Genomic DNA, 23891 nt, shown 5'->3' on the forward strand with positions numbered 1-23891 from the left:
TTTAAAGGAGGAAGTCACATGGCCGAGAAATCTGAACGCCAAACTGAAGTTGAAGCAAGCAATGTACCATTGACTACTGAAGGTCCGGAAGCAACTGTCGAAGAAGCGAAAAAACAGCTGATCGAAACAGGTAAAAAAACCGGAGAGCTCAATTACGAACAAATTGCTGACAAATTAGCGGTTTTCGAAATGGAATCCGATGCAGTAGAAGAGTTTATCGACCAATTGGAAGGCCACGGCATCGAATTGGAGCGGAAATCCGACGATGAGGAACATTTGGACCGTTTGATGAAACCGACCGAAGATAAATTCGATTTGAATGATTTAAGCGTACCGCCGGGCGTCAAAATCAATGACCCGGTCCGCATGTACCTGAAAGAAATCGGACGCGTCGACTTGCTGAAAGCGGAAGAAGAAGTCCGTTTGGCAAAATTGATTGAACAAGGCGATGAAGAAGCGAAAAAACGCCTGGCCGAGGCAAACTTGCGGCTGGTTGTCAGTATTGCCAAACGCTATGTCGGCCGCGGCATGCTCTTCCTGGATTTGATCCAGGAAGGCAATATGGGCTTGATCAAAGCAGTTGAAAAGTTCGATTACTCTAAAGGATTCAAGTTCAGCACTTATGCAACCTGGTGGATTCGCCAAGCCATCACGCGCGCCATCGCTGACCAGGCGCGGACAATCCGTATCCCGGTTCATATGGTTGAAACCATCAATAAATTGATCCGTGTGCAGCGCCAATTGCTTCAGGACCTCGGCCGTGAACCTTCTCCGGAAGAAATCGGAGAGGAAATGGACTTGCTGCCGGAAAAAGTGCGTGAAATCCTGAAAATCGCTCAAGAGCCGGTTTCATTGGAAACTCCAATCGGCGAAGAAGACGATTCCCATCTAGGCGACTTTATCGAGGATTCAGATGCGCAATCGCCATCTGACCACGCTGCTTACGAATTGTTGAAAGAACAATTGGAAGATGTGTTGGATACTTTGACAGATCGTGAAGAAAACGTGCTACGTCTTCGTTTCGGCTTGGACGATGGCCGTACGCGGACGTTGGAAGAAGTCGGGAAAGTATTTGGGGTCACGCGTGAGCGGATTCGCCAAATTGAAGCGAAAGCTTTGCGCAAACTGCGCCACCCTTCACGCAGCAAACGCTTGAAAGATTTTCTTGAATAAGACTACTCATCAAGCCGCTTTCCGGATTTTCTGGAAAGCGGCTTTTTTATGCGGTTAAAAGGAATTCGGGTTAAAGCTTGAGTTTGACTTAATTTTCCCTATATAATGAAAAGTGTAAGCGTATTCATTAAAAAGGGGATGTACACAAATGGATTTCGATTTGACACAAGAACAGCAGATGATCAAAAAGACCATGAAAGAATTTGCCGACAAGGTGGTGGCACCTGGTGCCATTGACCGAGACCGCTCGAAAGAATTTCCGACTGAAATCTTCAAACAGCTGTCCAACATGGGGATGATGGGCTTGCCATTTGATGAAAAATACGGCGGTGCCGGAGCAGACACCACCAGTTTTGCGATCGTGACAGAAGAGTTGAGCCGTGCCTGTGCGTCCACAGGAATCACATATTCTGCACATATTTCTCTTGGCGGCGCGCCGCTGAATTTGTTTGGAACAGAAGAACAGAAAGAAAAATACTTGACGCCGATTTGCACCGGCGATTCGTTTGGTGCTTTCGGATTGACAGAACCCAATGCAGGTTCGGATGCCGGAGGCACTGAAACCCGTGCGGTTGAAGATGGCGACGACTGGGTCATCAACGGCTCAAAAGTTTATATCACCAACGCCAGCCATGCCAAGCATTTGGCGATTACGGCCATTACCGGGATGAACAACGGCAAAAAAGAAATCAGTGCTATCATCGTGCCGACCGATGCTGAAGGTTTCACCATCATTGATAACTATGAAAAAATGGGGCTGCATTCTTCCAATACGACGGAATTGGTTCTTGAAAATGTAAGGGTACCAAAGGAAAACCTGCTAGGCGTCCGTGGAGAAGGCTTTAAACAGTTCCTGGTGACATTGGACGGCGGACGAATCGGCATTGCAGCTATGGCTGTAGGCATTGCCCAGGCGGCATTTAACAAAGCCCTGGCTTATTCCAAAGAACGCAAACAGTTTGGCAAGCCATTGTCCGAATTCCAGATCACCCAGTTTAAGCTGGCCGATATGGCGATGAAAATTGAACTGGCCCGCAACATGGTCTATAAAGCAGCTTGGCTGAAGGACCAGGGAAGGCCGTTTACAAAAGAAGCTTCTATGGCCAAGTTATATGCTTCCGAGATTTCCATGGAAGTGGCCGATGAAGCGATCCAGATTCACGGGGGCTACGGCTACATGAAGGAATACGAAGTTGAACGCTATATGCGCGATGCGAAATTACTGGAAATCGGTGAAGGCACTTCCGAAATTCAACGCATGGTTATAGCACGCCAAATCGGCTGCTAAAGAAACCATAGGCGGCCCTGCAAACTGCAGGGTTTTTCTGATAGCGAACAATTTTCTATCCAAAAAGATTTTGTGAAATAAGTTTTATGGGGAATGATAGAGGGAACTTGACTATAGCTAGACCTAATGACAATTAAATTACCGTTTTTGTCACAAACAAGGAAAAGTTATCTGTTAAGACTTTTCGTTTCATGGATAATACAGTACAATAATGAATGATACGAATAATATCATCTAGCAGAACTTAGTAGAGGGAGGGTTAACGGATGCAAAAAAATGCAATTGTACCTTATATCTTAATCATGGCGTTCGGTATTGGTCTAATTTTCTTCTTATCAGTACAAGGAGTTAGTGACGAAGCTGAAATCGCAGAAGAACAAGCAGCAGAAGAAGAAGGCGGCGGAGAAGAAGCGGCTGAAGGTGAAGAAGGCGGAGAAGAAGCAGCAGCTGGTGATTTCGATCCTGAAGCACATGCACAGGCAAACTGTATTTCTTGCCACGGTTCAAGCTATGAAGGCGGAGTCGGTCCATCTTTGATTGGCACTGAGCTTCCACAAGAGGACATTGAAGACGTTTTGATCAACGGTAAAGGCACTATGCCAGGCGGGCTTGTTCCAGAAGAGAACGTAGCAGCAATGGCTGAGTGGGTACTATCACTCGAATAGCATCTAAAAAACCCTTAGTTCTTCTGGAGCTAAGGGTTTTTCTGTCAAATTAGGAGGATCCGAATGAATGCTCAACAATTATCACATCGGCTGACAAGAGTCGCTCATCACGTGCCTAAAGGCGCGGTTGTAGCAGATATTGGCAGTGACCACGCATATTTGCCGTGTTATCTCGTATTAAATGGCGTAGTGGATAAAGCTGTCGCGGGGGAAGTTGTTATAGGCCCTTTTGAATCGGCCCGAAAACAGGTTCTGCAGGAAGGGTTGGCCGGAAAAATCCATGTCCGCCTTGCCAGCGGACTTGATGCCATCCACCCTGAAGACCATATAACGGCAATTACGATAGCAGGCATGGGTGGCCCGTTGATTTGTTCTATTTTAGAGCAGGGCAAAGAACAGTTGGCTGGAGTGGAACGGTTGATTTTGCAGCCGAATGTCCATTCCAAATCCATCCGTGATTGGGCAGCCGCAAACAACTGGACCATCACCGAGGAAGAAATTTTAAAGGAAAATGAAAAAATCTACGAAATTTTGGTGCTTGAAAAAGCCCAATCTCCCGTCTTGTGGACACAGCGGCAATTATTGATGGGCCCTAAGCTGCTGAAAGATCAAACACCGATTTTTCAGGAAAAATGGCGGCGTGAAAGCGATCAATGGAAAAGGATTGTCGCTTCAATGGAATCCACTGCCCAAACAGAAGAAATCATTGAAAAAAAACAGGAACTTGTTGAAAAAATACAGTTAGTAGAAGAGGTGCTGCAGCATGAAAATTCCTAATGGCCAGGAAATTATCTCGCAGTTCGAGAAATGGTCGCCAAAATATTTGGCGATGGAAGGCGATCCGATCGGTTTGCATGTAGGCACATTGAATAAAAAAATCGATCGGGTCCTCGTTACCCTGGACGTCAATGAAGAAGTGGTTGACGAAGCGATAACCAAAGGCGCGGGATTGATCATTGCACATCATCCGCCGATTTTCCGTCCCTTGAAAAATCTGCAAACGGATTTTCCGCAGGGAAGTTTGATGGAAAAGCTGATTAAATCTGATATTGCTGTCTATGCTGCGCACACCAATTTGGATGTGGCAAGAGGCGGGGTCAACGATTTGTTGGCAGATGCACTCGGAATAAAGAATACCAGTGTGCTGGTTCCGACTTATGAAGCGGAACTGGTGAAAATCGCTGTATTTGTTCCAGAAAGTCATGAAGATGCAATCCGGGAAGCATTTGGCAAAGCTGGAGCCGGTGCCATCGGTGATTACGAATATTGCAGTTATACGTTGTCGGGCACCGGTCGTTTCCAGCCAACAGATGAGGCCGACCCATATATCGGCAAAGCTGGAAAAATGGAAGTGACGGCCGAATCGAAAGTGGAAGTGGTCGTCCGCAAAAGTGAAAAAGACCGTGTCATCAAAGCGATGCTTGCGGCACATCCATATGAAGAAGTGGCATATGACGTTTTTACATTGGAAAACAAAGAAGTTGCGATGGGGTTGGGCCGTGTCGGAACGCTTGAAACTCCGATGACATTAGAGGAATTCGCAGCTTGGGCAAAACAGCAGCTCGATGTTCCCGCTCTTCGTCTAGTCGGTGATCCGAATGCCATCATTAAAAAAGTAGCTGTTCTTGGCGGCGATGGCAATAAATACATCCAGCAGGCAAAACGCGCCGGCGCAGATGTCTATGTAACAGGCGATATGTATTTTCACGTTGCACAGGATGCGCAGGCGATAGGGCTCAATATTATCGATCCAGGGCATCATGTAGAAAAAGTGATGATCCAGGGCGTCGTGGACCATATGTCGAAGCAGCAGCCAAACTGGCAATGTGAATTTTTGCCGTCAAAAACCAATACAGAACCTTTCCGGTTCGTTTAAGAAGAAGAGGCCTCGGCCTCTTCTTTTTGTTTTACTTATGATTTTTAATGAAAATATATAAAAATTAGTAGCAAAGTTACAGTTTTAAATGTTAAAATTAAGGAAATAAGACTATTTTTAGCATCATGAATGGAAAGCCAATTAATGAAGATGGAGAAGCAGGAAGTGATTATTGAATAGTGGACTAAAGAGATTCGGGAAAAAAAGAATTGAAAAAACAATCGATGGTTTATTCAAGGTGTCAAAAGAATTTGACAAGAAGTATTTGCAGCATCTATCAATATTTATGGAGAGTGGGTATTAGGATGAAAGCGATTCGTTCTGTTTTGGAATTTTTAGAGGGAAACGGTGTTAAGTATGTGTTTGGAATACCTGCAGGTTCGGTCAATGCTTTTTATGATCAACTTTACGATTTTCCTGAAATCACGCCAATTGTCACAAAACACGAAGGAGCTGCCTCTTATATGGCGGCTTCCTATGCGAAATATTCGCAGCAGCTAAGTGTCTGTATCGGCAGTAGTGGACCGGGCGGGACTAACTTGGTGACAGGAGCTGCTAATGCAATGCGGGAACACTTGCCGATTCTATTTTTGACCGGAGCAGTTCCTGTCAGTACGATGGGCTTGAATGCTTCTCAAGAGCTTGATGCTCAGGCAATCTTTCAATCTGTGACAAAGTATAGTGTAACGGTGTTGGATTCAGCTGATTTATTGGATGAGATTGTAAAAGCAACTAAAATTGCACTTTCGGGAGTACCGGGCCCTGTCCATGTGGCTATGCCAATTGATGTACAAATGGGAGATGTTGGAGAAGTATCTATTCCGGCACTGGAAATCGAGCGGCATCCATCTGTTGATCCTGCAATCGTAAAACAAGCTGCCGACCATTTGATGCAGAAGAAAAAAGGGATCATTTTCGCTGGGCAAGGGGTGCGCAATTCGGTGGCTCAAGTAATAGAGCTTGCGGAATTGCTCAACTGGCCAATCGTCGCGACACCCGTTGCTAAAGGGCTTTTCCGGGAAGACCACCCGCTATTTGCTGGAGTTTTTGGATTTGCCGGAAAAGAACAGACATCTTTGTTGGTTAATGAAGGAGACGCGGAGACGCTGCTGGTCCTCGGATCGAGTCTAGGTGAGACCGCGACAAGTAATTACAACCCAAATCTGGCGAAAGGCCGATTTGTGATTCAAGTTGACTTTGATCCAACAGTTTTTGATCGAAAGTATCCGGTCGACATTCCAATGCTTGGCGATATGTCAGATAGTTTACAGGCGCTAAATGAAGAACTCCGAACAAGAGGACTGGAGCGGCCTCTGCGTACAAAGTTAAATGAAACAGAATCAGCCAGCAATGCAAACGAGGTATTCAATACAAGAAACGTCTTGCGGAAGCTGCAAGAATTCCTGCCGCCTTCTACCAGGTATACCATTGATATAGGAGAGTTTATGGCATATGTTATTCATCATATGGAAGTGAAGGAAGAAGATACATTTGATATCAATGTGCATTTTGGAGCAATGGGGAGCGGGCTAAGCGCAGCAATTGGCTCTAAACTCGCTGAACCTGATCGACCTGCAGTGGCAATAACGGGAGATGGCTGCTTCTTTATGCATGGAATGGAAATCTTAACGGCTAAAGAATATAATTTGCCTATTTTGTTTATCGTCATGAATAATGCACGCTTGGGGATGGTGTACCAAGGACATACCTTGCAATACAAACGCTCACACCCATCTTTTGAACAAGAGCCAGTCAATATTGCAGCAATGGCTGCAGCCATGAATATCCCGAGTTTTCGTGTGGAAACCTTGGAAGATATATCTCAAAATGCGCTTGATGCGTTAACGAACTTAAACGGCCCTGCGATCTTAGAAGTAGCATTAGTCGATAACAGCATTCCACCGATGGGAGATAGAGTAAAATTCTTATCTTCTTTTGGGAAATAGAAAGAACAAAAGCTGTTCTTTGAACTGTTTGCTTTAAGCCACATTTAAGGAACAGTTTCTACACTGATTTTATAACAGGTAAATTTCTATATTTGATAATATAGGACATAAAAGAAGGCTGCCGCCAAAAGTCAGGAAACTAACTTTTGGGGCAGCCTTCTTTTTATTCACCTACCGGATACGGCTCGATGCGTTCCGATGGTTTTGGGTGCTTGATTTTTGGAAGAATCTTATTGAGCGGCACAGACCGTGTCAATGCATGTGTGCTTGGGTCTGCCGGGTCAAAAAGATCCAGAAACTTCATGACTTCTTTGACGATTGGCGTCGGTGTAGAAGCGCCAGCAGTAATGCCGACTGTTTCAACGCCTTCCAGCCATTCCAGCTTCAATTCGGACAAATCGGAAATGCGGTAAGCAGGGGTGCCTGCAATGTCTTGTGATACTTGGGCCAAGCGATTGGAGTTATTGCTCATCGGATCGCCGATGACGATCAATAAATCCGCTTCTCCGGCTTGCTGAGCGACAGCTTCCTGGCGAACTTGAGTTGCCAGGCAAATTTCCTTGTGGACTTCAGAATGCGGGAACTTTTCTTTCAGCCGTTTCATCATGTCCACAACATCCCATTGGCTCATCGTGGTTTGGTTGGTGACAATGATCTTGTCAGAATCCAATTCCAGGCTGTTGACGTCTTCAACAGTTTCCACTAAATGGACCATGTGCGGTGCAACGCCGATTGCGCCTTCAGGTTCCGGGTGACCGCTTTTACCGATATAGACGATCTGGTAGCCGTCTGCCGTCTTCTCGCGAATCAAGTCATGCGTCACAGTGACGTCAGGGCAGGTCGCGTCAATTGATACGAGGCCCTTACGTTTGGCCAGCTCGCGGACTTGCGGAGAAACGCCGTGTGCCGTGAAAATAACGGTGCCGGTTTCGACTTTCTCCAAAATCTCGAGGCGGTTGGTGCCGTCCAAAGTGATGATGCCATCTTCCTCAAAAGCATCTGTTACATGTTTATTGTGGACAATCATTCCTAGTATATAAATGGGACGTGGCAACGTTTCATCCATTGCAGCGTTTTTCGCGATGACCATGGCATCCACCACTCCGTAGCAATATCCTCTTGGCGATATTTTCATAACCTTCATCAAGTACCGCGCTCCTTTCAAAATCATACATTCATTATAACGGAGACGGCGCATGTTTACAAAAGTTGCATCGCGTAAAGGCACTATTTTATGCTATAATGTCTAGAGCGTAAGGAGGGAATTCTATCCCATGACAAAATTCAACGAATATCCATTCAAACCCTTCCTATTGGAAGCGGTAGAAAAACTCGGTTTTACAGAACCGACGCCGATCCAAAAGGAAATGATGCCCCATATATTGAAAGGCTCAAGTGCGATTGGCCAATCCCATACAGGGACTGGAAAAACGCATAGTTTCATTATCCCGATTGTAGAACGCATCGACGTCAGCAAACAGGAAGTGCAGGCGGTAATCGCAGCACCAACGCGTGAACTTGGAACGCAGATCTACAATGAGTTGCAGAAACTGGTTGTCGGATCCGGCATTGAAGTGAAATCGTTTATTGGTGGAACAGACAAGCAACGTTCAATCAACAAATTGAAAACACAGCCTCATATCGTCATCGGTACACCAGGACGCCTGAAAGATTTGGTCAAAGAAAATGCCCTATTGGTACACACAGGAAAAATTCTTGTAGTGGATGAAGCCGATTTGGCTTTTGATCTTGGCTTTATCGAAGAAATCGATCAGGTAGCCGGCAAAATGCAAGACAAACTGGAAATGTATGTTTTTTCAGCAACCATTCCAGAAAAGTTAAAACCGTTCCTGAAAAAATACATGGAGTCACCAGTTCACGTGAAAATCGGAGACAAGCGCCCGACTGCAGATGGCCTCGACTTTTACCTAGTGCCTGTCCGCAGCAAAAAGAAAATGGAGCGCCTGCAGGATGTTATGAAAGTCATCAATCCTTATTTGGCAATCATTTTCGTCAACACCCGCACCAACGCTGATTATGTAGCTGACCAATTGGCCAGAGAAGGCATCCGGGTTGGCCGCGTCCATGGTGACTTGGCTCCGCGTGAGCGCGTCAAAATGATGCGCCAGATCCGCGACTTGGAATATCAATACATCGTAGCGACAGATCTTGCCGCCCGCGGAATTGATATTCAAGGCGTCAGCCACGTCATCAACTACGAATTGCCGGAAGACCTGGAATTCTTTATTCACCGCGTTGGCCGTACAGCTCGTGCAGGAATGAAAGGTGTAGCCATCACATTGTTCAAGCCGGAAGACGATGACGCCATTGTCCGCATTGAAAAAATGGGCATTCCTTTCCAGCAAAAAGACATCGTTAAAGGCGAGTTTGTGGATTTGAAAGAACGCCACAGCCGGACAACACGCACAAGAAAAACGAACGAAGCAGACGCGAAAGCGAAAACAATGGTTCACAAGCCAAAAGCGGTAAAACCGATGTACAAGAAGAAAATGAAATGGAAAATGGACGAAATCAAAAAAATGGAACGACGCAAAAATCGCAAAAAGTAAGGAGATAGTTTCATGCTATTAGGATCTCACGTATCAATGAGCGGCAAAGGGATGCTGCTTGCAGCAAGCGAAGAAGCCGCTTCTTACGGAGCGTCGACTTTCATGATCTATACCGGTGCCCCTCAAAATACGCGCCGCAAACCAATTGAAGAGCTGAACATTGACGCAGGGCTTGCCCATATGGCCGCCAATAATTTAACGAATATTGTGGTCCATGCGCCATATATCATCAATTTAGGGAATACCCAAAAACCCGAAACTTTCGCGCATGGCGTGGAATTTCTTCAAAAAGAAATTGAGCGGACAGCAGCACTGGGAGCACAGCAAATCGTTCTGCATCCCGGCGCCCATGTTGGAGCCGGAGCAGAGGCAGGCATCGCCAAAATCATCGAAGGTTTGAATGAAGTATTGACGCAGGATTATCCCGTCAATATCGCACTTGAGACGATGGCTGGCAAAGGGACGGAATGTGGACGCAGTTTTGAAGAAATCGCTGCGATCATCAACGGAGTTACCCACAACGAGCGCTTGTCCGTATGCTTTGATACTTGCCATACGCATGACGCAGGCTACAACATCAAAGAAGATTTTGATGGAGTGCTGGAAGAGTTCGACCGCATTATCGGCATCGAGCGCCTTCAAGTGCTGCACATCAATGACAGCAAAAATGTTCGCGGAGCGGGCAAAGACCGCCACGAAAACATCGGCTTTGGTGAAATCGGCTTTGAGGCTTTGAATGGCATCGTCCATCACCGGGATCTTATGCACGTACCAAAAATTCTCGAGACGCCTTATGTCGGACTGGATGCTAAAAACAAAAAACCGCCATACGCATTCGAAATTGAAATGTTCAAAGCGGGCATCTTTTCACCAGGCGCCATTGAAGAGCTGAAATCGCCACTATAGAACTTGAATGTTGAAGCTGAAGAAAGACCCGATTTTATGGGACTGACTTCAGCTTTTTACATTTCATTTATCTGCAAGCAAGAAACATTGGTAAGAAGAGGGGAAAGTTATTTAAGTTCAATCTATTTACATTCCCGGTGAACTCTACTATACTTTCTTAATGTAAATCGTAATCATTATTATTAGAAAAGAGGCGGCACAATGGTCGCGCCATTAATTGACATTAAAGATATCAGTTTTGAATATGAACAAACAAAAGCGCTCGATAACATTTCCATGAAAGTGGAAGAAGGCGATTTTTTAGCGATTTTAGGTCCGAACGGTTCCGGCAAATCCACTTTGCTGAAAATCATGCTGGGGCTCATCAAGCCAAGCAAAGGGAAAATCGAACTTTTCGGTGTGGATGCAAAAAACTTCAAAAATCGCGAATGGATCGGCTATGTGTCCCAGAAGTCCAATTCCTTTAATTCGGGATTTCCGGCAACTGTGGAAGAAGTTGTAGCAGGGGGACTGGCAAAAAAAACCGGTTTGTTCCATCGCCTGCCAAAATCTGCCCACCAAGAAGTGGCAGAAGCGCTTGAAGCGGTCGGCATGCAGGACTTCATGGGCCGCAGCGTCAGTGAGCTGTCAGGCGGCCAGCAGCAACGCATTTTCATCGCCCGTGCACTGGTGGCAAAACCGAAAGTCCTGATTCTGGATGAACCGACTGTCGGGGTGGATCACCAGAATGTCCAGGCATTTTATGACATGCTGGCTTCGCTGAACCGCGACAAAAATATTACGCTGGTGCTGGTGACGCACGATGTGGATACCGTGACAGACCGGATCACGCATGTCGCCTGTTTAAACCAGACCATTCATTTCCACGGATTTAAAGAGCAGCTTCACACGATGAGCGACGAACAGCGCGAAGCGTGGTACGGCCATTCTGTCCGGAAAATTCATCATATCGGAGGAAGCCATGCATGATTGAAGCTATTTTATCTTATGAATTTTTACAAAACGCTTTTGCGGCTGGTTTGATCATCGGGGTCATCGCGCCGCTGCTCGGTGTATTTATCGTTGTCCGCAGGCTTTCCCTCATTGCGGATGCCTTGAGCCATGTCACGCTTGCCGGAATTGCCGGAAGCCTGTATTTGAGCCAGAGTGTTGCGTCGTTGGCACTTTTAAACCCGCTGTTTCTCGGTATTGCGGCTTCCGTTGCCGGTTCGGTGCTGATTGAACGGTTGAGAAGCTTGTACAAGCATTACGAGGAACTGGCGATTCCCATTATTTTGTCAGCCGGCATCGGATTTGGTGCGATTTTCATTTCGTTGGCACAAGGATTCTCCAATGACTTGTTCGGCTATTTGTTCGGCTCAGTATCAGCGGTAAGCAGACAAGACTTGTTGATTGTAGCCGGGATTGCTGTTGTCGTATTGGCGTTTATTTATTTTTTCTTCAAGGAATTGTTCGTTTTATCGTTTGACGATGAGTATGCACGAGCTTCCGGGCTGCCTGCAAAGTGGATTCATTTTATGTTCATGATTGTCACGGCACTGGTCATTGCAGGTTCGATGCGCATTGTCGGCATCCTTCTGGTGTCGTCATTGATGACGATTCCGGTTGCAACCGCTATGCGGGTAACAAAAAGCTTTAAGCAAACCATAATTCTATCGATCATTTTCGGTGAAGTTTCCGTCATAACCGGCTTAGTTACCGCTTTTTATTTTGATTTGGCGCCGGGCGGCACAATTGTTGTAACGTCCATTTTCCTGTTGCTTCTGGTCATTGCCTATAAAAAAATCATGGTTTCACTTAAAAAAGGAGCGATCGCATGAATTTAACCAATGCATGGACTATCCTCAAAGACAACGGTTTTAAAGAAACATCAAAGCGCAACCAGATTCTGGAGTTGTTTTCCAATGATGAGCGCTATTTGACGGCAAGAGATTTGCTCGATGTTATGCAGAAAGATTATCCGAGCATGAGCTATGACACGGTATACCGGAATCTGGCGACATTCGTATCTCTGGGCATTCTGGAAGAAACCGAGCTGTCTGGCGAGCGCCATTTCCGGATGCAATGCGAAAGCGATCACCATCATCATCATTTTATCTGCATGGACTGCGGCAAAATAAAAGAAATTCCGGTTTGCCCAATGGATATGCTCGGAGCTGCGTTGCCAGCATATGAAATTGCCAACCACAAGTTTGAAATATACGGGAAATGTCCCGAATGCAAATAAAAGCGAGAGTGGGATTTCCCACTCTCGCTTTTATAATTGCATCAATTATTTGCCGCTCAACGTTTTTTGGATGCTGAACTCATTTTTAACCCATTCGTTCGCTTCCAGCCAATCATACACCCGGATAACGTTGCCAGGTATTGGCTGGCGGTTGTACGGCGTGTCGAACAGTATCACGGGTATATCCAACTCTTCAGCGATTTCCACGGCATTGTCGTGTTTGTCCTCGAAGAACAAATGGACATTGTGGCGCTTAGCTGTTTCGATCTTTTTGTGCGAGCCGATCAGTTCAATGTGGTCATAGGCGATGGCATGTTCCGCAAACCAGTCAAAGGTGACGTCACGGACATTATCACCTCTGGCAGAAATATAATACAGCTCGTATTGGTCTTTCCAGTCATTCAAAATGTTCTTGGCATTTTCAGAAACCGGGGAAGCTGCGTATATACGAGGTTCAGAATCCCGGAACCATGAATAAAATTCGCCATGTGCCAGATGGGGAAGGGCAGCGGTCAAATCGTATTCCTTAATATCGTCCAATGTCAGTTCACTTTTGAACTTTTCATTTATGTGAGGAATCAGTGATGTTGGAGATGTCACTGTTCCATCAATATCTATTCCAAAACGGTATCTCACTTTGCTCACAACCTTATGCTTGTTGTTGTTCTAATTCTTTCTTTTCTGCAGCTTGCTTGGCAAAATATTCTTCCGCCAATTTATCGATTTCGACTTTCAGCTCGTCGACCATCGTCGCTTCAGGAACTTTGCGGACGGTTTTGCCTTTCATAAACAGCAGCCCTTCACCGCGTGCGCCAGCGATGCCGATGTCAGCTTCGCGTGCTTCGCCAGGTCCGTTGACTGCGCAGCCTAATACAGCGACTTTTAATGGGGCCTTGATGTGGGAGATGTATTCTTCCACTTCGTTGGCGATAGTGATTAAGTCAATTTCAATGCGTCCGCATGTCGGACATGAGATCAAGGTTGCAGCGTTTGAAGAAAGGCCGAATATTTTCAGCATTTCACGTGCCACTTTAACTTCTTCAACCGGATCGGCACTTAATGATACACGCAGTGTGTTGCCGATGCCTTTGGCGAACAATGCGCCGAGGCCAGCGGCACTTTTGACGGTACCGGAAAACAGGGTGCCGGATTCCGTGATGCCGAGGTGCAAGGGGTAATCGAACGCTTTAGAAGCGAGCTCGTATGCTTCAACAGCCAGGCTGACATCAGACGCTTTCAAGGAAACGATGATGTCATGGAAATCCAGGTCTTCTAAAATCTTGATGTGGTGAAGAGCACTTTCAACCATGCCTTCAGCAGTTGGATAGCCATATTTTTCAAGGATTTTGCGTTCCAAGGAACCGGCGTTGACGCCGATGCGGATTGGAATGCCTTTTGCTTTAGCTGCATTAACTACAGCTTCCACTTTTTCACGGCGTCCGATATTGCCCGGGTTGATGCGGATTTTGTCGGCACCTTGTTCGATGGCGATCAAAGCCAATTTATAATCAAAATGAATATCCACTACTAATGGAATATTAATGCGTTCTTTGATAGCGCCTATTGCATAAGCTGCGCGTTCATCTGGGCAGGCTACACGGACAATCTGGCAGCCTGCTTCTTCCAGGCGCAAGATTTCAGCTACAGTCGCTTCCACATCGTGGGTTTTGGTCGTTGCCATGCTTTGTATAAACAATTCATTACTGCCGCCAATCGTCAAATCTCCGACTTTTACGGGGCGTGTGTTTGAACGGTGTGTCATTTCGCTCATGAAAAAATCTCTCCTTTTTAATGATGGCCAGTTTTTTCAGCTCATCTGTGTTTGTCCAACAATTGCCGGGGTTTCCGAAAGTTGCCGGTTCTATTCCATTACCTATAGCCATTTTAGCAGTGTCTCGCTCCAAAAGACAAGAAAGAGGGCTGATGTCCGGCTTTCTTTACATTAAATTAACTTTACGATTGTTTCATTTGCAACGGTGGTTTTTTTGGATAATAGCCGATTGCCAAATACAAATAGAGGATTGTCAAAGCGCTGGTGGCCAGTGAAACGGTCAAGCCCAGATCAAAAAAGCTTAATGCAAATGCCAGCAGGGTCGGAACAGTGACACTGAGAGCAGCAGTTCTCCATAAATGGCGGTATTCACCGCGGCGTTTTCTGGCATTCAGAATCAGCAGGGCAATCAATGCAAACAAGCTGATCTTAATGAAATGATAAAGTGTCGTAGAAACAAACAGAAACACCAGTGCGAAAGGATACAACAGCCATTCGATTTCTTCCACAAACTCAATTAGCCCATCTATGCCGCCGGTGGCAGTGTCGAAACCAAAAATCCATTCTATAAAAGAAACAATGGTCAAGAAGGCTATAAAGAAGAAAACGAACTGTATTATTTTGCCGATTGCCATAATACGGACGGCCGCCTGTTTTTTAGGTTCCATTAAACTCGCCTTGAATAGTTGGTAAATATTCACGATTATCTTCCTTTCTTCTATACAATAATCGTACCATGAGAGAAGGAGAAAAAAATCCCGCTTTGTTACGGGAATGTAAATTTTAAATAAAGGTGTTTACAAATTCTTAGTAAACTCTTCATAATAGGTTAGGTGTGAATAAGAAAATTTAGGAGTTGAATATGTATCGTGGAAATGAACTGGCAAGAAATCATCTTTTCCTTTTTCGGTGGATTAGGGATTTTCCTATTCTCAATTAAGTTTATGGGTGACGCTTTGCAGAAAGCTGCAGGCGATAAACTTCGCGACATCCTGGATCGTTTTACAACCAATCCATTCATGGGTGTGTTGGTCGGGATTATCGTTACCATCTTGATTCAATCAAGTTCAGGTACTACCGTAATTGTGGTTGGATTGGTTAGTGCTGGATTTATGACATTGAGACAAGCGATTGGTGTCATTATGGGGGCTAATATCGGTACTACGGTTACAGCCTTTATTATCGGGCTTGATGTAGGAGCCTATGCATTGCCGATCATGGCAGTCGGAGCCGGTATGATTTTCTTCATCAAGAAAAATCAAATTCAAAACATCGGCCAAGTCATTTTTGGATTCGGCGGACTTTTCTACGGTATGGAATTAATGAGCGGGGGCATGAAGCCACTGCGTGAGTTGCCGGCCTTTATCGATTTGACGATCAGTTTGAGTGAATTTCCGATTCTTGGAGTTGTAGTCGGAACGGTCTTTACGTTGATTGTCCAAAGTTCCAGTGGAACGATAGCGATCTTACAGGGTCTTTACGACGAAGAAATTTTGACTCTCGCAGCGTCACTTCCGATACTGTTTGGTGACAATATCGGCACAACTATCACTGCAGTACTTGCGGCACTTGGAACTTCCATTGCGGCACGCCGAGCTGCGGCAGTGCACGTACTATTCAATATTGTAGGTTCAATCATTTTCTTAATTTTACTGGTTCCTTTTACTGCTTATGTAGAATGGATCGCTAGGGTATTATCGTTAGAGCCGATGATGCAAATTGCGTTTGCGCATGGTTCATTTAACGTAGCGAATACACTTATTCAATTTCCATTGATTGGTGCTTGGGCTTACCTGGTCACAAAAGCCATTCCAGGTGAGGAAGTTCTAATCGAATTTAAACCGAAGCATCTCGATATCCATTTTATCGAACAATCTCCTTCAATTGCGCTTGGACAGGCAAAAGAAGAAATCCTGCGCATGGGTGCTTATTCAGTCCAAGGTCTGCAGGAAACTTATTCGTATTTGATGACGAAGGGCAAAAAACACGCAGAAATGGGCTATCAGCTGGAAGATGCCATTAATAATCTTGACAGCAAAATTACGGATTACCTGGTGTTAATTTCAGCAGAATCCATTTCAGCAGCCGATTCAACTCGCCATACAATGTTGATGGAAACCGTCCGGGATATTGAACGGATTGGCGACCATTTTGAAAATATCATTGAATTGGTTGATTACCAGGAAAACAATAAAGTGAAAATCACGGAAGAGGCAATGGAAGATTTAACTGAAATGTTTACGTTGACGATTGCCACTGTTGAAAAAGCGCTGAGCGCATTGAATACAACAAGCCACGAATTGGCTCGCGAAGTAGCTGAACAGGAAGACCTGATCGACAAGATGGAACGCAAATTCCGCAAAAAGCATATTTTGCGCTTGAATGACGGCGCATGTACAGCTCAAGCCGGAATTGTTTTTGTCGACATCGTCAGCAACCTGGAACGAGTTGGAGATCATTCAGTAAATATTGCAGAAGCTATCCTGGGCAACCGGGCTTAATTAGAAAAGCGTAAGCGCCCGTGTAGCTCTGACAGGCATAAGACAGACCAGCAGAGTGGCGCTTTTGCCACGCAGTTGGGTTGGCTTGTGACCCGAAGAGCTGGGCGCTGGAGTCTGGACAACTAGAAAAGCGGAAGCGCCTATTTAGAACCGACAGGCTTAAGGCAGTTTGCCGAAGCGGCGTTTCTGTGCCGCACAGGCAAGCGGACTTAAGACCCCGAGGTTCTAGGCGCTGGAGTCTAGACAACTAGAAAAGCGGATGCGCCTATCCAAACGCTTCAAATTACCGAATTGCATTAAAGAAAGACTCTCTTTCATCTCGCTTTACATTTTAAAAAATGTAGGGCACGATGGAAGAGAGCTTTTTTTATGGGGAGGAATACAGATGGAAGTTATCGGCTGGATTGTCATCCTGCTATGCTTTGTAATTGGTTTTATTGGTTTGATCTACCCAATCATTCCTGCAGTGCTTTTCGTCTTTGGTGGTTTTGTCATGTATGGACTGTTTTTCAGCTTTAGTGATTTGCCTTGGTGGTTCTGGGCCATCCAGAGCCTGTTCGTCATTTTGCTGTTCGGAGCGGACGCCATAGCCAATGCTTTTGGCGTAAAAAAATTCGGAGGCTCAAGAGCAGGGCTTTGGGGCAGCACAATTGGCTTGATCATCGGCCCATTTGTTCTGCCGATTATCGGTATTTTGATCGGACCATTCGTTGGTGCCATCATTGCGGAAATCTTGTTCAATAAATCTTCTTTGAAAAAGTCATTCATGTCTGGAATCGGTTCGGTTGTCGGTTTTATCACTTCCGTCTTCACAAAAGGAATTATTCAGATTGTCATGGTCGCGATTTTCTTCTTCACCATTTAAATTGGTTTTTCTGCAAAGTTCCATGTGCTGTTAAATCAGGAGAAATCAGTCAAAGGTCTGAATAACAGGATTTACCGTGCATTATGTTTGTGTAGGTCTGAAAATTTTGATAGGCTAAGAAGGTAGACCAATAGACTCAAGGAGGAATTTAATCATGGCATATGAATTACCAGAATTACCTTACGCGTATGACGCACTTGAACCACACATCGACAAAGAAACGATGAACATCCACCACACGAAGCACCATAACACGTATATTACAAACGTAAACGCGGCATTAGAAGGCCACGACGATCTTGCGTCAAAATCAATCGAAGAATTGATTTCTGATTTGGATGCAGTTCCTGAAGCTGCTCGCACTGCAGTACGCAACAACGGCGGCGGACATGCTAACCACTCGTTGTTCTGGAAGCTTTTATCGCCAAGCGGCGGCGGCAACCCGACAGGCGCTTTAGGCGAAGCTATCAACAGCAAGTTCGGAAGCTTTGACGAATTTAAAGAAAAATTCGCTGCTGCCGGCAAAACTCGTTTTGGTTCAGGCTGGGCTTGGCTGGTTCTTTCAAACGGAGAACTTGAAATTACATCGACTCCTAACCAGGACTCTCCATTGATGGAAGGCAAAACACCATTGCTTGGACTGGATGTTTGGGAGCATGCTTACTACTTGAAATACCAAAACAAACGTCCAGACTACATCAACGCATTCTGGAACGTAGTAAACTGGGAAGAAGTTTCAAACCGCTACGAAACTGCAAAATAATTGTCAATAATTGAAACTTTGCACACACTTTTTCGTCTGAAAAAGTGTGTGTTTTTTTTATGTGGTGATATACTTGTAAGTGGATATTTTTGCGAAGGGAGCAAACATCTCATGAAACCGCCTCAAAAAAGACGCGTTTCGCTTGCACGAGTGAAACTGCAGTCCAATACTGTCTTTCGGATGAATATCCTCTTTTTCACTATCTTTTTGTTGTTTTCTGTTCTTATTCTGCGTCTGGGTTTTCTTCAAATTGTTAAAGGGGAAGACTACGCGCGCGCTATTGCCAGAACAGAGGAAGTGCCTGTCAACACCAGTGTGCCAAGAGGGCGCATCTTTGACAGCGAAGGCCGAATTCAGGTTGACAACACGCCGGTCAATGCCATTACGTATACCGCAATGCAGACGACCAAAAGAGAAGAAATGCTGACAGTGGCTAAAGAATTGGCCACATTGATCGAAAAAGATGATGACAAAGTGACGCTCCGGGATAAACAGGACTTCTATATACAATTAAATACTGAAAGTGCCAGCGAAAAAGTGACAGATGAAGAAAAAGCCGCGATCGCTGCAGAAGATATTACAGAGCCGGAAAAACAGCGAAAGCTTGATGCACTGGTCAGAGAGAAAATTACGGATGAAGAGCTCGCTAGTATAAGTGCTGAGGAGCTGGAAGTGTTGGCCATATACCGTGAGATGACATCCGGCTATGCGCTGGCACCACAGATGATCAAAAATGAGGACGTGACAGATGAAGAGTTTGCGCGGGTCTCGGAACGTCTGACCGACCCGAACCTTAAAGGCGTCAATACGGTAACAGACTGGAAGCGTGTCAAATCGAGCGACTTGACGATACTGGGGAGCACGACAACCCCGGAAACCGGAATCCCGGCCAACAAGCTTGACTATTACTTGGCACGGGACTATTCACGCAATGACCGTGTCGGCACCAGCTTTTTGGAACAGCAGTATGAAGAAGTACTGCAGGGCCAGAAATCGGTCGTCAAAAATGTAACAGATGGCAAAGGAAGTGTCATTGAAACCGTTCCTGTAGATGAGGGGCAAGCTGGAAAAGATCTTGTTCTGTCAATCGACAGCGAATTGCAGAGCGAACTGGAAAAAATAGTGGAAGACAAGCTTATTCAACTGAAAGCTGGCCCAAGTTCGAAACTGGTGAAAGATGCTTACCTGGTCATGATGGATCCGCAAACAGGGGAAGTTCTTTCAATGGTAGGAAAACGGCTTGGCGAAGATGAAGACGGCAAACAGGTTATCAACGATTATGCATTTGGCAGTTTTACGGCTTCCCATGAAATGGGTTCAACTGTTAAAGGAGCGACCTTGCTGACTGGTTATTCCGAGGGCGCAGTCGAGCTGGATGAAGTCCAAATTGACGAACCTTTGAAGTTTGCCGGTACTGCCCAAAAAAATTCTATTTTCAATACGCAATTGTTCAACCGCATTCCAATGTCGGATGTTATGGCCATCGAGCGATCTTCAAACGTTTATATGTTTAAAATCGCGATGGAAATTGCAGGAGCCGAATATCAGTACAACCGGGGCTTATATGTAGCTCCGGAAAGTTTCGATGTCATGCGCAATTCGTTTGCGCAATTCGGCCTTGGCGTTAAAACAGGAATCGATTTGCCGAACGAAGCAACGGGTTATCTGGGGGGCACTTCTCCGGGAGCCAAACTTCTCGATTTAGCCATTGGCCAGTTTGACACCTATACGCCCTTGCAGCTGGCACAGTATATTTCGACGATTGCCAACGACGGGTACCGAATGGAGCCGCATGTTGTCAAGGAAATCCGCGCAGCTTCCAGAGACGGGGAATCGCTTGGTCCGATTGAAACCATTGTTGAACCAAAAATTCTGAATCGGATCAACAATACGCAGGAAGAAATCGATCAGGTCCAGACAGGTATGCGCAATGTGTATATCGGAAGCTCTGGTTCGGCGCGTGCACAATTCAGTGACGCACCTTATACCGCAGCCGGGAAAACCGGAACAGCAGAAGTGTACTTCTATGAAAAAGACCATGAAATGAACGGCCAATATGCCATCAACATCGCGCATGTCGGCTACGCACCATATGACAATCCAGAAATTGCATACGCTGTGGTGATTCCTTATGTTACAACCGATCCAGAAAATGTTCCAAGAGCCAATAACGAAATCGCCCGCGCGGCAGCTGATAAGTACTTTGAGTTGAAAAACAAGGAAGCCGATTCAGCATCCAACTTAATAAAAGAGCCTTACAGCGATTCCATTGTTGTAGAAGGCGAATAGCACAATGCCCTAAGATAATATCCTCATGCAGAGGATGTTATCTTAGGGCTTTTTTAATAGTAAAAATACCGATTTACAATTTCTTAACATTGCCTTTATATGTCCTCAACAAATACTGTTTATAGTAAGGAATGTAAACAAAACAAACATAAACTTTAGGGGGAAACAACGCAATGAGAAATTGGAAATTCGCAATGGCATCTACTATTCTTGGTTCAGCTTTAATTCTTGGTGCATGTGGTGGCACTGAAGAGTCTACAGACACTGGTACGAACACCGAAGGTACAAGTTCAGATACAGCGGGAGAAGAAGCAGCTGTTGAAGGTTCTGTAGCAGGCGATGGTTCTTCTACTGTAGCACCGATCATGGAAGGCATTGTAGAAGAATATGCTGGCGCACAACCGGATGTCCAAGTTACAGTCGGTGTTTCGGGTACGGGTGGCGGATTTGAAAAGTTCATCCAAGGCGAAACAGATTTCTCTAATGCATCACGCCCGATAAAAGAAGAAGAAGCAGCGAGCCTTGAAGAAGCAGGCATCGAGTACACAGAATTCCAATTGGCATATGACGGACTATCAATCGTTGTCAGCCAGGAAAATGACTGGGTGGAAGATTTGACTGTGGAAGACCTGAAAAAACTTTGGGTAGAAGACGGCACAACGAAAAAATGGTCGGATATTAATCCGGAATGGCCAGATGAAGATGTGGTTTTCTATGCACCGGGAACAGATTCAGGAACATTCGATTACTTTAACGAAGTCATTCTTGAAGAAGAAGACCTTGTCAGCTCAGCAACACTTTCTGAAGACGACAACACATTGGTTCAGGGAATTCAGGCTGATCCAAATGCAATCGGATTTTTCGGCTATGCATATTACGTTGCCAACCAGGATACATTGAAAGTCGTAACTATTGATGGCGTTGAGCCAAACGATGAAACGATTGAATCTGGAGAATATTCACCGTTGTCACGTCCGCTGTTCACGTACGCCAGCAACGCAGCATTGGCTGAAAACGATGCAGCTTACGATTTCATGCAATACACGCTTGAAAATGCAGGAGCCATGGCACAAGCTGTCGGATATGTATCTTTGCCGCAGGAAAATTACGACCAGGCTTTGGCCGATTTGGAAGCTTTAAAAGAATAAACAATAAATAATCTAGTCCAGTCTCAGGGTGAGCAGCCACTGCTCGCCTTTTGCGGTTGAAAGGGGATTCTATATGCGACCATCTGTGCAGGAAATGATCGCGCAGTCGAAAGGCAAGAAAAACAAGAAAGCACTTGAAAAAATCATTCCGGTCATTTTGTTTTTGATTGCTTCTGTTTCGGTTTTGACATCCATCGGGATAGTCTTAACACTGATTTTTGAAACCATTACATTCTTCACACGCGTTCCATTTTTCGATTTTATTACCGGCACCACTTGGCTGCCATTTTCCAATAACGAAGCCCAATTTGGTATTTGGCCATTAATCATCGGGACGCTCAAAGTGACAATGGTTGCTATCATCGTAGCTGTGCCGATCGGCATTTCAGCAGCGATTTACTTGAGTGAATACGCCAGCGAGAATGTGAGGCGTGTAATAAAACCGATTCTTGAAATACTGGCAGGTGTGCCGACAATTGTTTATGGCTTTTTCGCATTAACATTTGTAACGCCGGTTCTTCAGGCAGTTTTTCCGGAAATTAAAATCTTTAACGCAATTTCGCCTGGTATTGTCGTCGGCATCATGATCATCCCGATGATTGCTTCATTATCGGAAGATGCTATGTCTTCGGTACCCAAAAGCATTCGTGAAGGGGCTTTGGCAATGGGGTCGACAAAGTTTGAAGTGGCCTGGAAAATCACCATACCAGCAGCACTTTCAGGTATTGTGGCATCCATCGTTTTGGCAGTTTCCAGAGCAATTGGGGAAACAATGATCGTATCGCTTGCGGCAGGGTCGACGCCAAGATTTGACGGCGACTTTACCGGTTCGATCCAGACCATGACAGCTTACATTGTACAAGTATCAAAAGGGGATGCCGGATACGGAACAACAATCTACTATTCCATATACGCGGTAGGATTCACGCTCTTCCTCTTTACCATGGCCATGAACATCCTTGCCGGCTACGTATCCAAACGTTTCAGGGAGGAATACTAATATGAGATATATCGAACAACAAACAGTCGTCAAACGGATGAATGGCAGATTGATTGCCAACGCCATCTTCAAATATATTTTCCTTGCAGCTACTTTATTGGCATTATTGGCATTGGTCATTTTGCTTTTCCGGATTGTTTCGCAGGGAGCCGGAAATTTATCAATTGATTTCCTGACCAACTTTGCTTCCCGTTTCCCGGATCAGGCAGGCATTAAAGCGGCGCTGATCGGCTCGCTTTGGCTGATGATGGTAGTTGCGCCTACATCGATCATTTTAGGTGTCGGATCAGCTATCTACTTAGAGGAATACGCTAAGCAAAACCGCATCACCAGCTTTATCCGCATGAATATCTCAAACCTTGCAGGCGTTCCATCGGTCGTGTTTGGATTGCTTGGATTGACCATATTCGTTCGTGCAATGGCACTGGGCAACAGCATTTTAGCAGCAGGATTCACGATGAGCTTATTGATCCTACCAGTAATCATCGTGGCATCACAAGAAGCGATCCGCGCAGTTCCGGGTGAACTTCGCGACGCTTCATACGGAATGGGCGCTACCAAATGGCAGACCATTTTAAAAATCATACTGCCGGCAGCCATTCCGGGAATCTTGACGGGAAGTATTTTAGCGTTGTCACGCGCCATCGGGGAAACAGCACCATTGATCGTTATCGGTGTGCCGGTCATCATTCAGTTTTTGCCGGCAGGCGTTATGGACACATTCACTGCTTTGCCAATGCAAATCTACGATTGGTCAAGCCGTCCGCAGCAGGAGTTCCAAGCGGTGGCAGCAGCCGGAATTATTGTATTAATGGCTGTATTGCTGTTCATGAATTCGATTGCCGTTATCATCCGCAACAAGTTCGATAAACGCTACTAAACGCAAATTATGTGGAAGGGGTT

At 45.4% G+C, this 23891-nt stretch carries 22 protein-coding genes; 18 read left to right on the plus strand and 4 right to left on the minus strand.

The window, feature by feature from the left end; translation table 11 throughout:
• The first annotated feature begins 18 nt into the window (after positions 1-18).
• The 6 genes from rpoD (at position 19) to QOZ98_RS14110 (ending at position 6948) form a co-directional block, all read left to right on the plus strand.
• Positions 19-1173 carry an RNA polymerase sigma factor RpoD gene (rpoD, locus tag QOZ98_RS14085; protein WP_142827801.1) on the plus strand — a complete coding sequence of 385 codons (1155 nt, stop codon included), beginning with the start codon at positions 19-21 and terminating at the stop codon, positions 1171-1173.
• A gap of 148 nt (positions 1174-1321) precedes the next feature.
• Entirely contained in the window at positions 1322-2461 is a 1140-nt protein-coding gene (locus QOZ98_RS14090; RefSeq protein ID WP_142827802.1) for an acyl-CoA dehydrogenase, read from the plus strand.
• 266 nt (positions 2462-2727) lie between these two features.
• The gene (gene cccA, locus QOZ98_RS14095; RefSeq protein ID WP_308788039.1) at positions 2728-3126 is read left to right on the plus strand and encodes a cytochrome c550; all 399 of its coding nucleotides are present in this window, start codon (positions 2728-2730) and stop codon (positions 3124-3126) included.
• Positions 3127-3189: 63 nt separating this feature from the next.
• Positions 3190-3903, plus strand: a complete 714-nt coding sequence (locus QOZ98_RS14100) for a tRNA (adenine(22)-N(1))-methyltransferase (protein WP_308788040.1) — start codon at positions 3190-3192, stop codon at positions 3901-3903.
• Positions 3890-5002: a Nif3-like dinuclear metal center hexameric protein gene (locus tag QOZ98_RS14105; protein WP_308788041.1), complete on the plus strand. Its 1113-nt coding sequence runs from the start codon at positions 3890-3892 to the stop codon at positions 5000-5002. The genes QOZ98_RS14100 and QOZ98_RS14105 overlap by 14 nt, the downstream gene beginning before the upstream one ends.
• Positions 5003-5307: 305 nt before the next feature.
• On the plus strand, positions 5308-6948 hold the full coding sequence (locus QOZ98_RS14110; RefSeq protein ID WP_308788042.1) for a thiamine pyrophosphate-binding protein: 1641 nt from the start codon (positions 5308-5310) through the stop codon (positions 6946-6948).
• 163 nt (positions 6949-7111) lie between these two features.
• Here the strand turns inward: QOZ98_RS14110 and QOZ98_RS14115 are convergent, their stop codons facing one another.
• Entirely contained in the window at positions 7112-8092 is a 981-nt protein-coding gene (locus QOZ98_RS14115; protein ID WP_308788043.1) for a 4-hydroxy-3-methylbut-2-enyl diphosphate reductase, read from the minus strand.
• Between the two features lie 130 nt (positions 8093-8222).
• Here QOZ98_RS14115 and QOZ98_RS14120 point away from each other — a divergent pair, with 130 nt between their 5' ends.
• The 5 genes from QOZ98_RS14120 to QOZ98_RS14140 all read left to right on the plus strand — a co-directional run bounded on the left by QOZ98_RS14120 (position 8223) and on the right by QOZ98_RS14140 (position 12651).
• Entirely contained in the window at positions 8223-9518 is a 1296-nt protein-coding gene (locus tag QOZ98_RS14120) for a DEAD/DEAH box helicase (RefSeq protein WP_308788044.1), read from the plus strand.
• A 12-nt stretch (positions 9519-9530) separates the two neighbouring features.
• Positions 9531-10424, plus strand: a complete 894-nt coding sequence (locus tag QOZ98_RS14125) for a deoxyribonuclease IV (RefSeq protein WP_308788045.1) — start codon at positions 9531-9533, stop codon at positions 10422-10424.
• 201 nt (positions 10425-10625) lie between these two features.
• Positions 10626-11393 (plus strand): metal ABC transporter ATP-binding protein, encoded by a 768-nt coding sequence (locus QOZ98_RS14130; protein ID WP_142827810.1) that lies wholly within the window; start codon positions 10626-10628, stop codon positions 11391-11393.
• Positions 11390-12244, plus strand: a complete 855-nt coding sequence (locus QOZ98_RS14135; protein ID WP_142827811.1) for a metal ABC transporter permease — start codon at positions 11390-11392, stop codon at positions 12242-12244. Before QOZ98_RS14130 ends, QOZ98_RS14135 begins: the two co-directional genes overlap by 4 nt.
• A complete protein-coding gene (locus QOZ98_RS14140) occupies positions 12241-12651 on the plus strand; it encodes a Fur family transcriptional regulator (RefSeq protein ID WP_308788046.1) in 411 nt (136 codons plus the stop codon). The genes QOZ98_RS14135 and QOZ98_RS14140 overlap by 4 nt, the downstream gene beginning before the upstream one ends.
• 45 nt (positions 12652-12696) lie before the next feature.
• Here the strand turns inward: QOZ98_RS14140 and QOZ98_RS14145 are convergent, their stop codons facing one another.
• The 3 genes from QOZ98_RS14145 to QOZ98_RS14155 form a co-directional block, all read right to left on the minus strand.
• Positions 12697-13287, minus strand: a complete 591-nt coding sequence (locus QOZ98_RS14145) for a hypothetical protein (RefSeq protein ID WP_308788047.1) — start codon at positions 13285-13287, stop codon at positions 12697-12699.
• Positions 13288-13300: 13 nt separating this feature from the next.
• Positions 13301-14422 carry a flavodoxin-dependent (E)-4-hydroxy-3-methylbut-2-enyl-diphosphate synthase gene (ispG, locus tag QOZ98_RS14150; protein ID WP_142827814.1) on the minus strand — a complete coding sequence of 374 codons (1122 nt, stop codon included), beginning with the start codon at positions 14420-14422 and terminating at the stop codon, positions 13301-13303.
• A 182-nt stretch (positions 14423-14604) separates the two neighbouring features.
• Positions 14605-15123 (minus strand): DUF1189 family protein, encoded by a 519-nt coding sequence (locus tag QOZ98_RS14155; RefSeq protein WP_308788048.1) that lies wholly within the window; start codon positions 15121-15123, stop codon positions 14605-14607.
• 168 nt (positions 15124-15291) lie between these two features.
• Between QOZ98_RS14155 and QOZ98_RS14160 the strand changes: the two genes are divergently transcribed.
• The 7 genes from QOZ98_RS14160 to pstA all read left to right on the plus strand — a co-directional run bounded on the left by QOZ98_RS14160 (position 15292) and on the right by pstA (position 23868).
• The gene (locus tag QOZ98_RS14160) at positions 15292-16923 is read left to right on the plus strand and encodes a Na/Pi cotransporter family protein (RefSeq protein ID WP_308788049.1); all 1632 of its coding nucleotides are present in this window, start codon (positions 15292-15294) and stop codon (positions 16921-16923) included.
• 385 nt (positions 16924-17308) lie between these two features.
• Complete coding sequence (locus QOZ98_RS14165; RefSeq protein WP_308788050.1) at positions 17309-17788, plus strand: DUF456 domain-containing protein; 480 nt, start codon at positions 17309-17311, stop codon at positions 17786-17788.
• Positions 17789-17942: 154 nt separating this feature from the next.
• On the plus strand, positions 17943-18551 hold the full coding sequence (locus QOZ98_RS14170) for a superoxide dismutase (RefSeq protein WP_308788051.1): 609 nt from the start codon (positions 17943-17945) through the stop codon (positions 18549-18551).
• Positions 18552-18662: 111 nt separating this feature from the next.
• Entirely contained in the window at positions 18663-20840 is a 2178-nt protein-coding gene (locus QOZ98_RS14175; RefSeq protein WP_308788052.1) for a peptidoglycan D,D-transpeptidase FtsI family protein, read from the plus strand.
• 173 nt (positions 20841-21013) lie between these two features.
• A complete protein-coding gene (locus QOZ98_RS14180; RefSeq protein ID WP_308788053.1) occupies positions 21014-21988 on the plus strand; it encodes a PstS family phosphate ABC transporter substrate-binding protein in 975 nt (324 codons plus the stop codon).
• A 73-nt stretch (positions 21989-22061) separates the two neighbouring features.
• On the plus strand, positions 22062-22988 hold the full coding sequence (gene pstC, locus QOZ98_RS14185; protein ID WP_308788054.1) for a phosphate ABC transporter permease subunit PstC: 927 nt from the start codon (positions 22062-22064) through the stop codon (positions 22986-22988).
• A gap of 1 nt (position 22989) precedes the next feature.
• The gene (pstA, locus tag QOZ98_RS14190; protein ID WP_308788055.1) at positions 22990-23868 is read left to right on the plus strand and encodes a phosphate ABC transporter permease PstA; all 879 of its coding nucleotides are present in this window, start codon (positions 22990-22992) and stop codon (positions 23866-23868) included.
• The last annotated feature ends 23 nt before the right edge of the window (positions 23869-23891 follow it).

This window comes from Planomicrobium stackebrandtii, from assembly GCF_030814955.1.
Taxonomy (GTDB): domain Bacteria; phylum Bacillota; class Bacilli; order Bacillales_A; family Planococcaceae; genus Planococcus; species Planococcus stackebrandtii.

What these genes read in the sequence shown, in the direction of transcription:
- rpoD (WP_142827801.1), top strand. Translation starts at nt 19, where the DNA reads ATGGCCGAGAAATCTGAACGCCAAACTGAAGTTGAAGCAAGCAATGTA.
- QOZ98_RS14090 (WP_142827802.1), top strand. Translation starts at nt 1,322, where the DNA reads ATGGATTTCGATTTGACACAAGAACAGCAGATGATCAAAAAGACCATG.
- cccA (WP_308788039.1), top strand. Translation starts at nt 2,728, where the DNA reads ATGCAAAAAAATGCAATTGTACCTTATATCTTAATCATGGCGTTCGGT.
- QOZ98_RS14100 (WP_308788040.1), top strand. Translation starts at nt 3,190, where the DNA reads ATGAATGCTCAACAATTATCACATCGGCTGACAAGAGTCGCTCATCAC.
- QOZ98_RS14105 (WP_308788041.1), top strand. Translation starts at nt 3,890, where the DNA reads ATGAAAATTCCTAATGGCCAGGAAATTATCTCGCAGTTCGAGAAATGG.
- QOZ98_RS14110 (WP_308788042.1), top strand. Translation starts at nt 5,308, where the DNA reads ATGAAAGCGATTCGTTCTGTTTTGGAATTTTTAGAGGGAAACGGTGTT.
- QOZ98_RS14115 (WP_308788043.1), bottom strand. Translation starts at nt 8,092, where the DNA reads ATGAAGGTTATGAAAATATCGCCAAGAGGATATTGCTACGGAGTGGTG.
- QOZ98_RS14120 (WP_308788044.1), top strand. Translation starts at nt 8,223, where the DNA reads ATGACAAAATTCAACGAATATCCATTCAAACCCTTCCTATTGGAAGCG.
- QOZ98_RS14125 (WP_308788045.1), top strand. Translation starts at nt 9,531, where the DNA reads ATGCTATTAGGATCTCACGTATCAATGAGCGGCAAAGGGATGCTGCTT.
- QOZ98_RS14130 (WP_142827810.1), top strand. Translation starts at nt 10,626, where the DNA reads ATGGTCGCGCCATTAATTGACATTAAAGATATCAGTTTTGAATATGAA.
- QOZ98_RS14135 (WP_142827811.1), top strand. Translation starts at nt 11,390, where the DNA reads ATGATTGAAGCTATTTTATCTTATGAATTTTTACAAAACGCTTTTGCG.
- QOZ98_RS14140 (WP_308788046.1), top strand. Translation starts at nt 12,241, where the DNA reads ATGAATTTAACCAATGCATGGACTATCCTCAAAGACAACGGTTTTAAA.
- ispG (WP_142827814.1), bottom strand. Translation starts at nt 14,422, where the DNA reads ATGAGCGAAATGACACACCGTTCAAACACACGCCCCGTAAAAGTCGGA.
- QOZ98_RS14165 (WP_308788050.1), top strand. Translation starts at nt 17,309, where the DNA reads ATGGAAGTTATCGGCTGGATTGTCATCCTGCTATGCTTTGTAATTGGT.
- QOZ98_RS14170 (WP_308788051.1), top strand. Translation starts at nt 17,943, where the DNA reads ATGGCATATGAATTACCAGAATTACCTTACGCGTATGACGCACTTGAA.
- QOZ98_RS14175 (WP_308788052.1), top strand. Translation starts at nt 18,663, where the DNA reads ATGAAACCGCCTCAAAAAAGACGCGTTTCGCTTGCACGAGTGAAACTG.
- QOZ98_RS14180 (WP_308788053.1), top strand. Translation starts at nt 21,014, where the DNA reads ATGAGAAATTGGAAATTCGCAATGGCATCTACTATTCTTGGTTCAGCT.
- pstC (WP_308788054.1), top strand. Translation starts at nt 22,062, where the DNA reads ATGCGACCATCTGTGCAGGAAATGATCGCGCAGTCGAAAGGCAAGAAA.
- pstA (WP_308788055.1), top strand. Translation starts at nt 22,990, where the DNA reads ATGAGATATATCGAACAACAAACAGTCGTCAAACGGATGAATGGCAGA.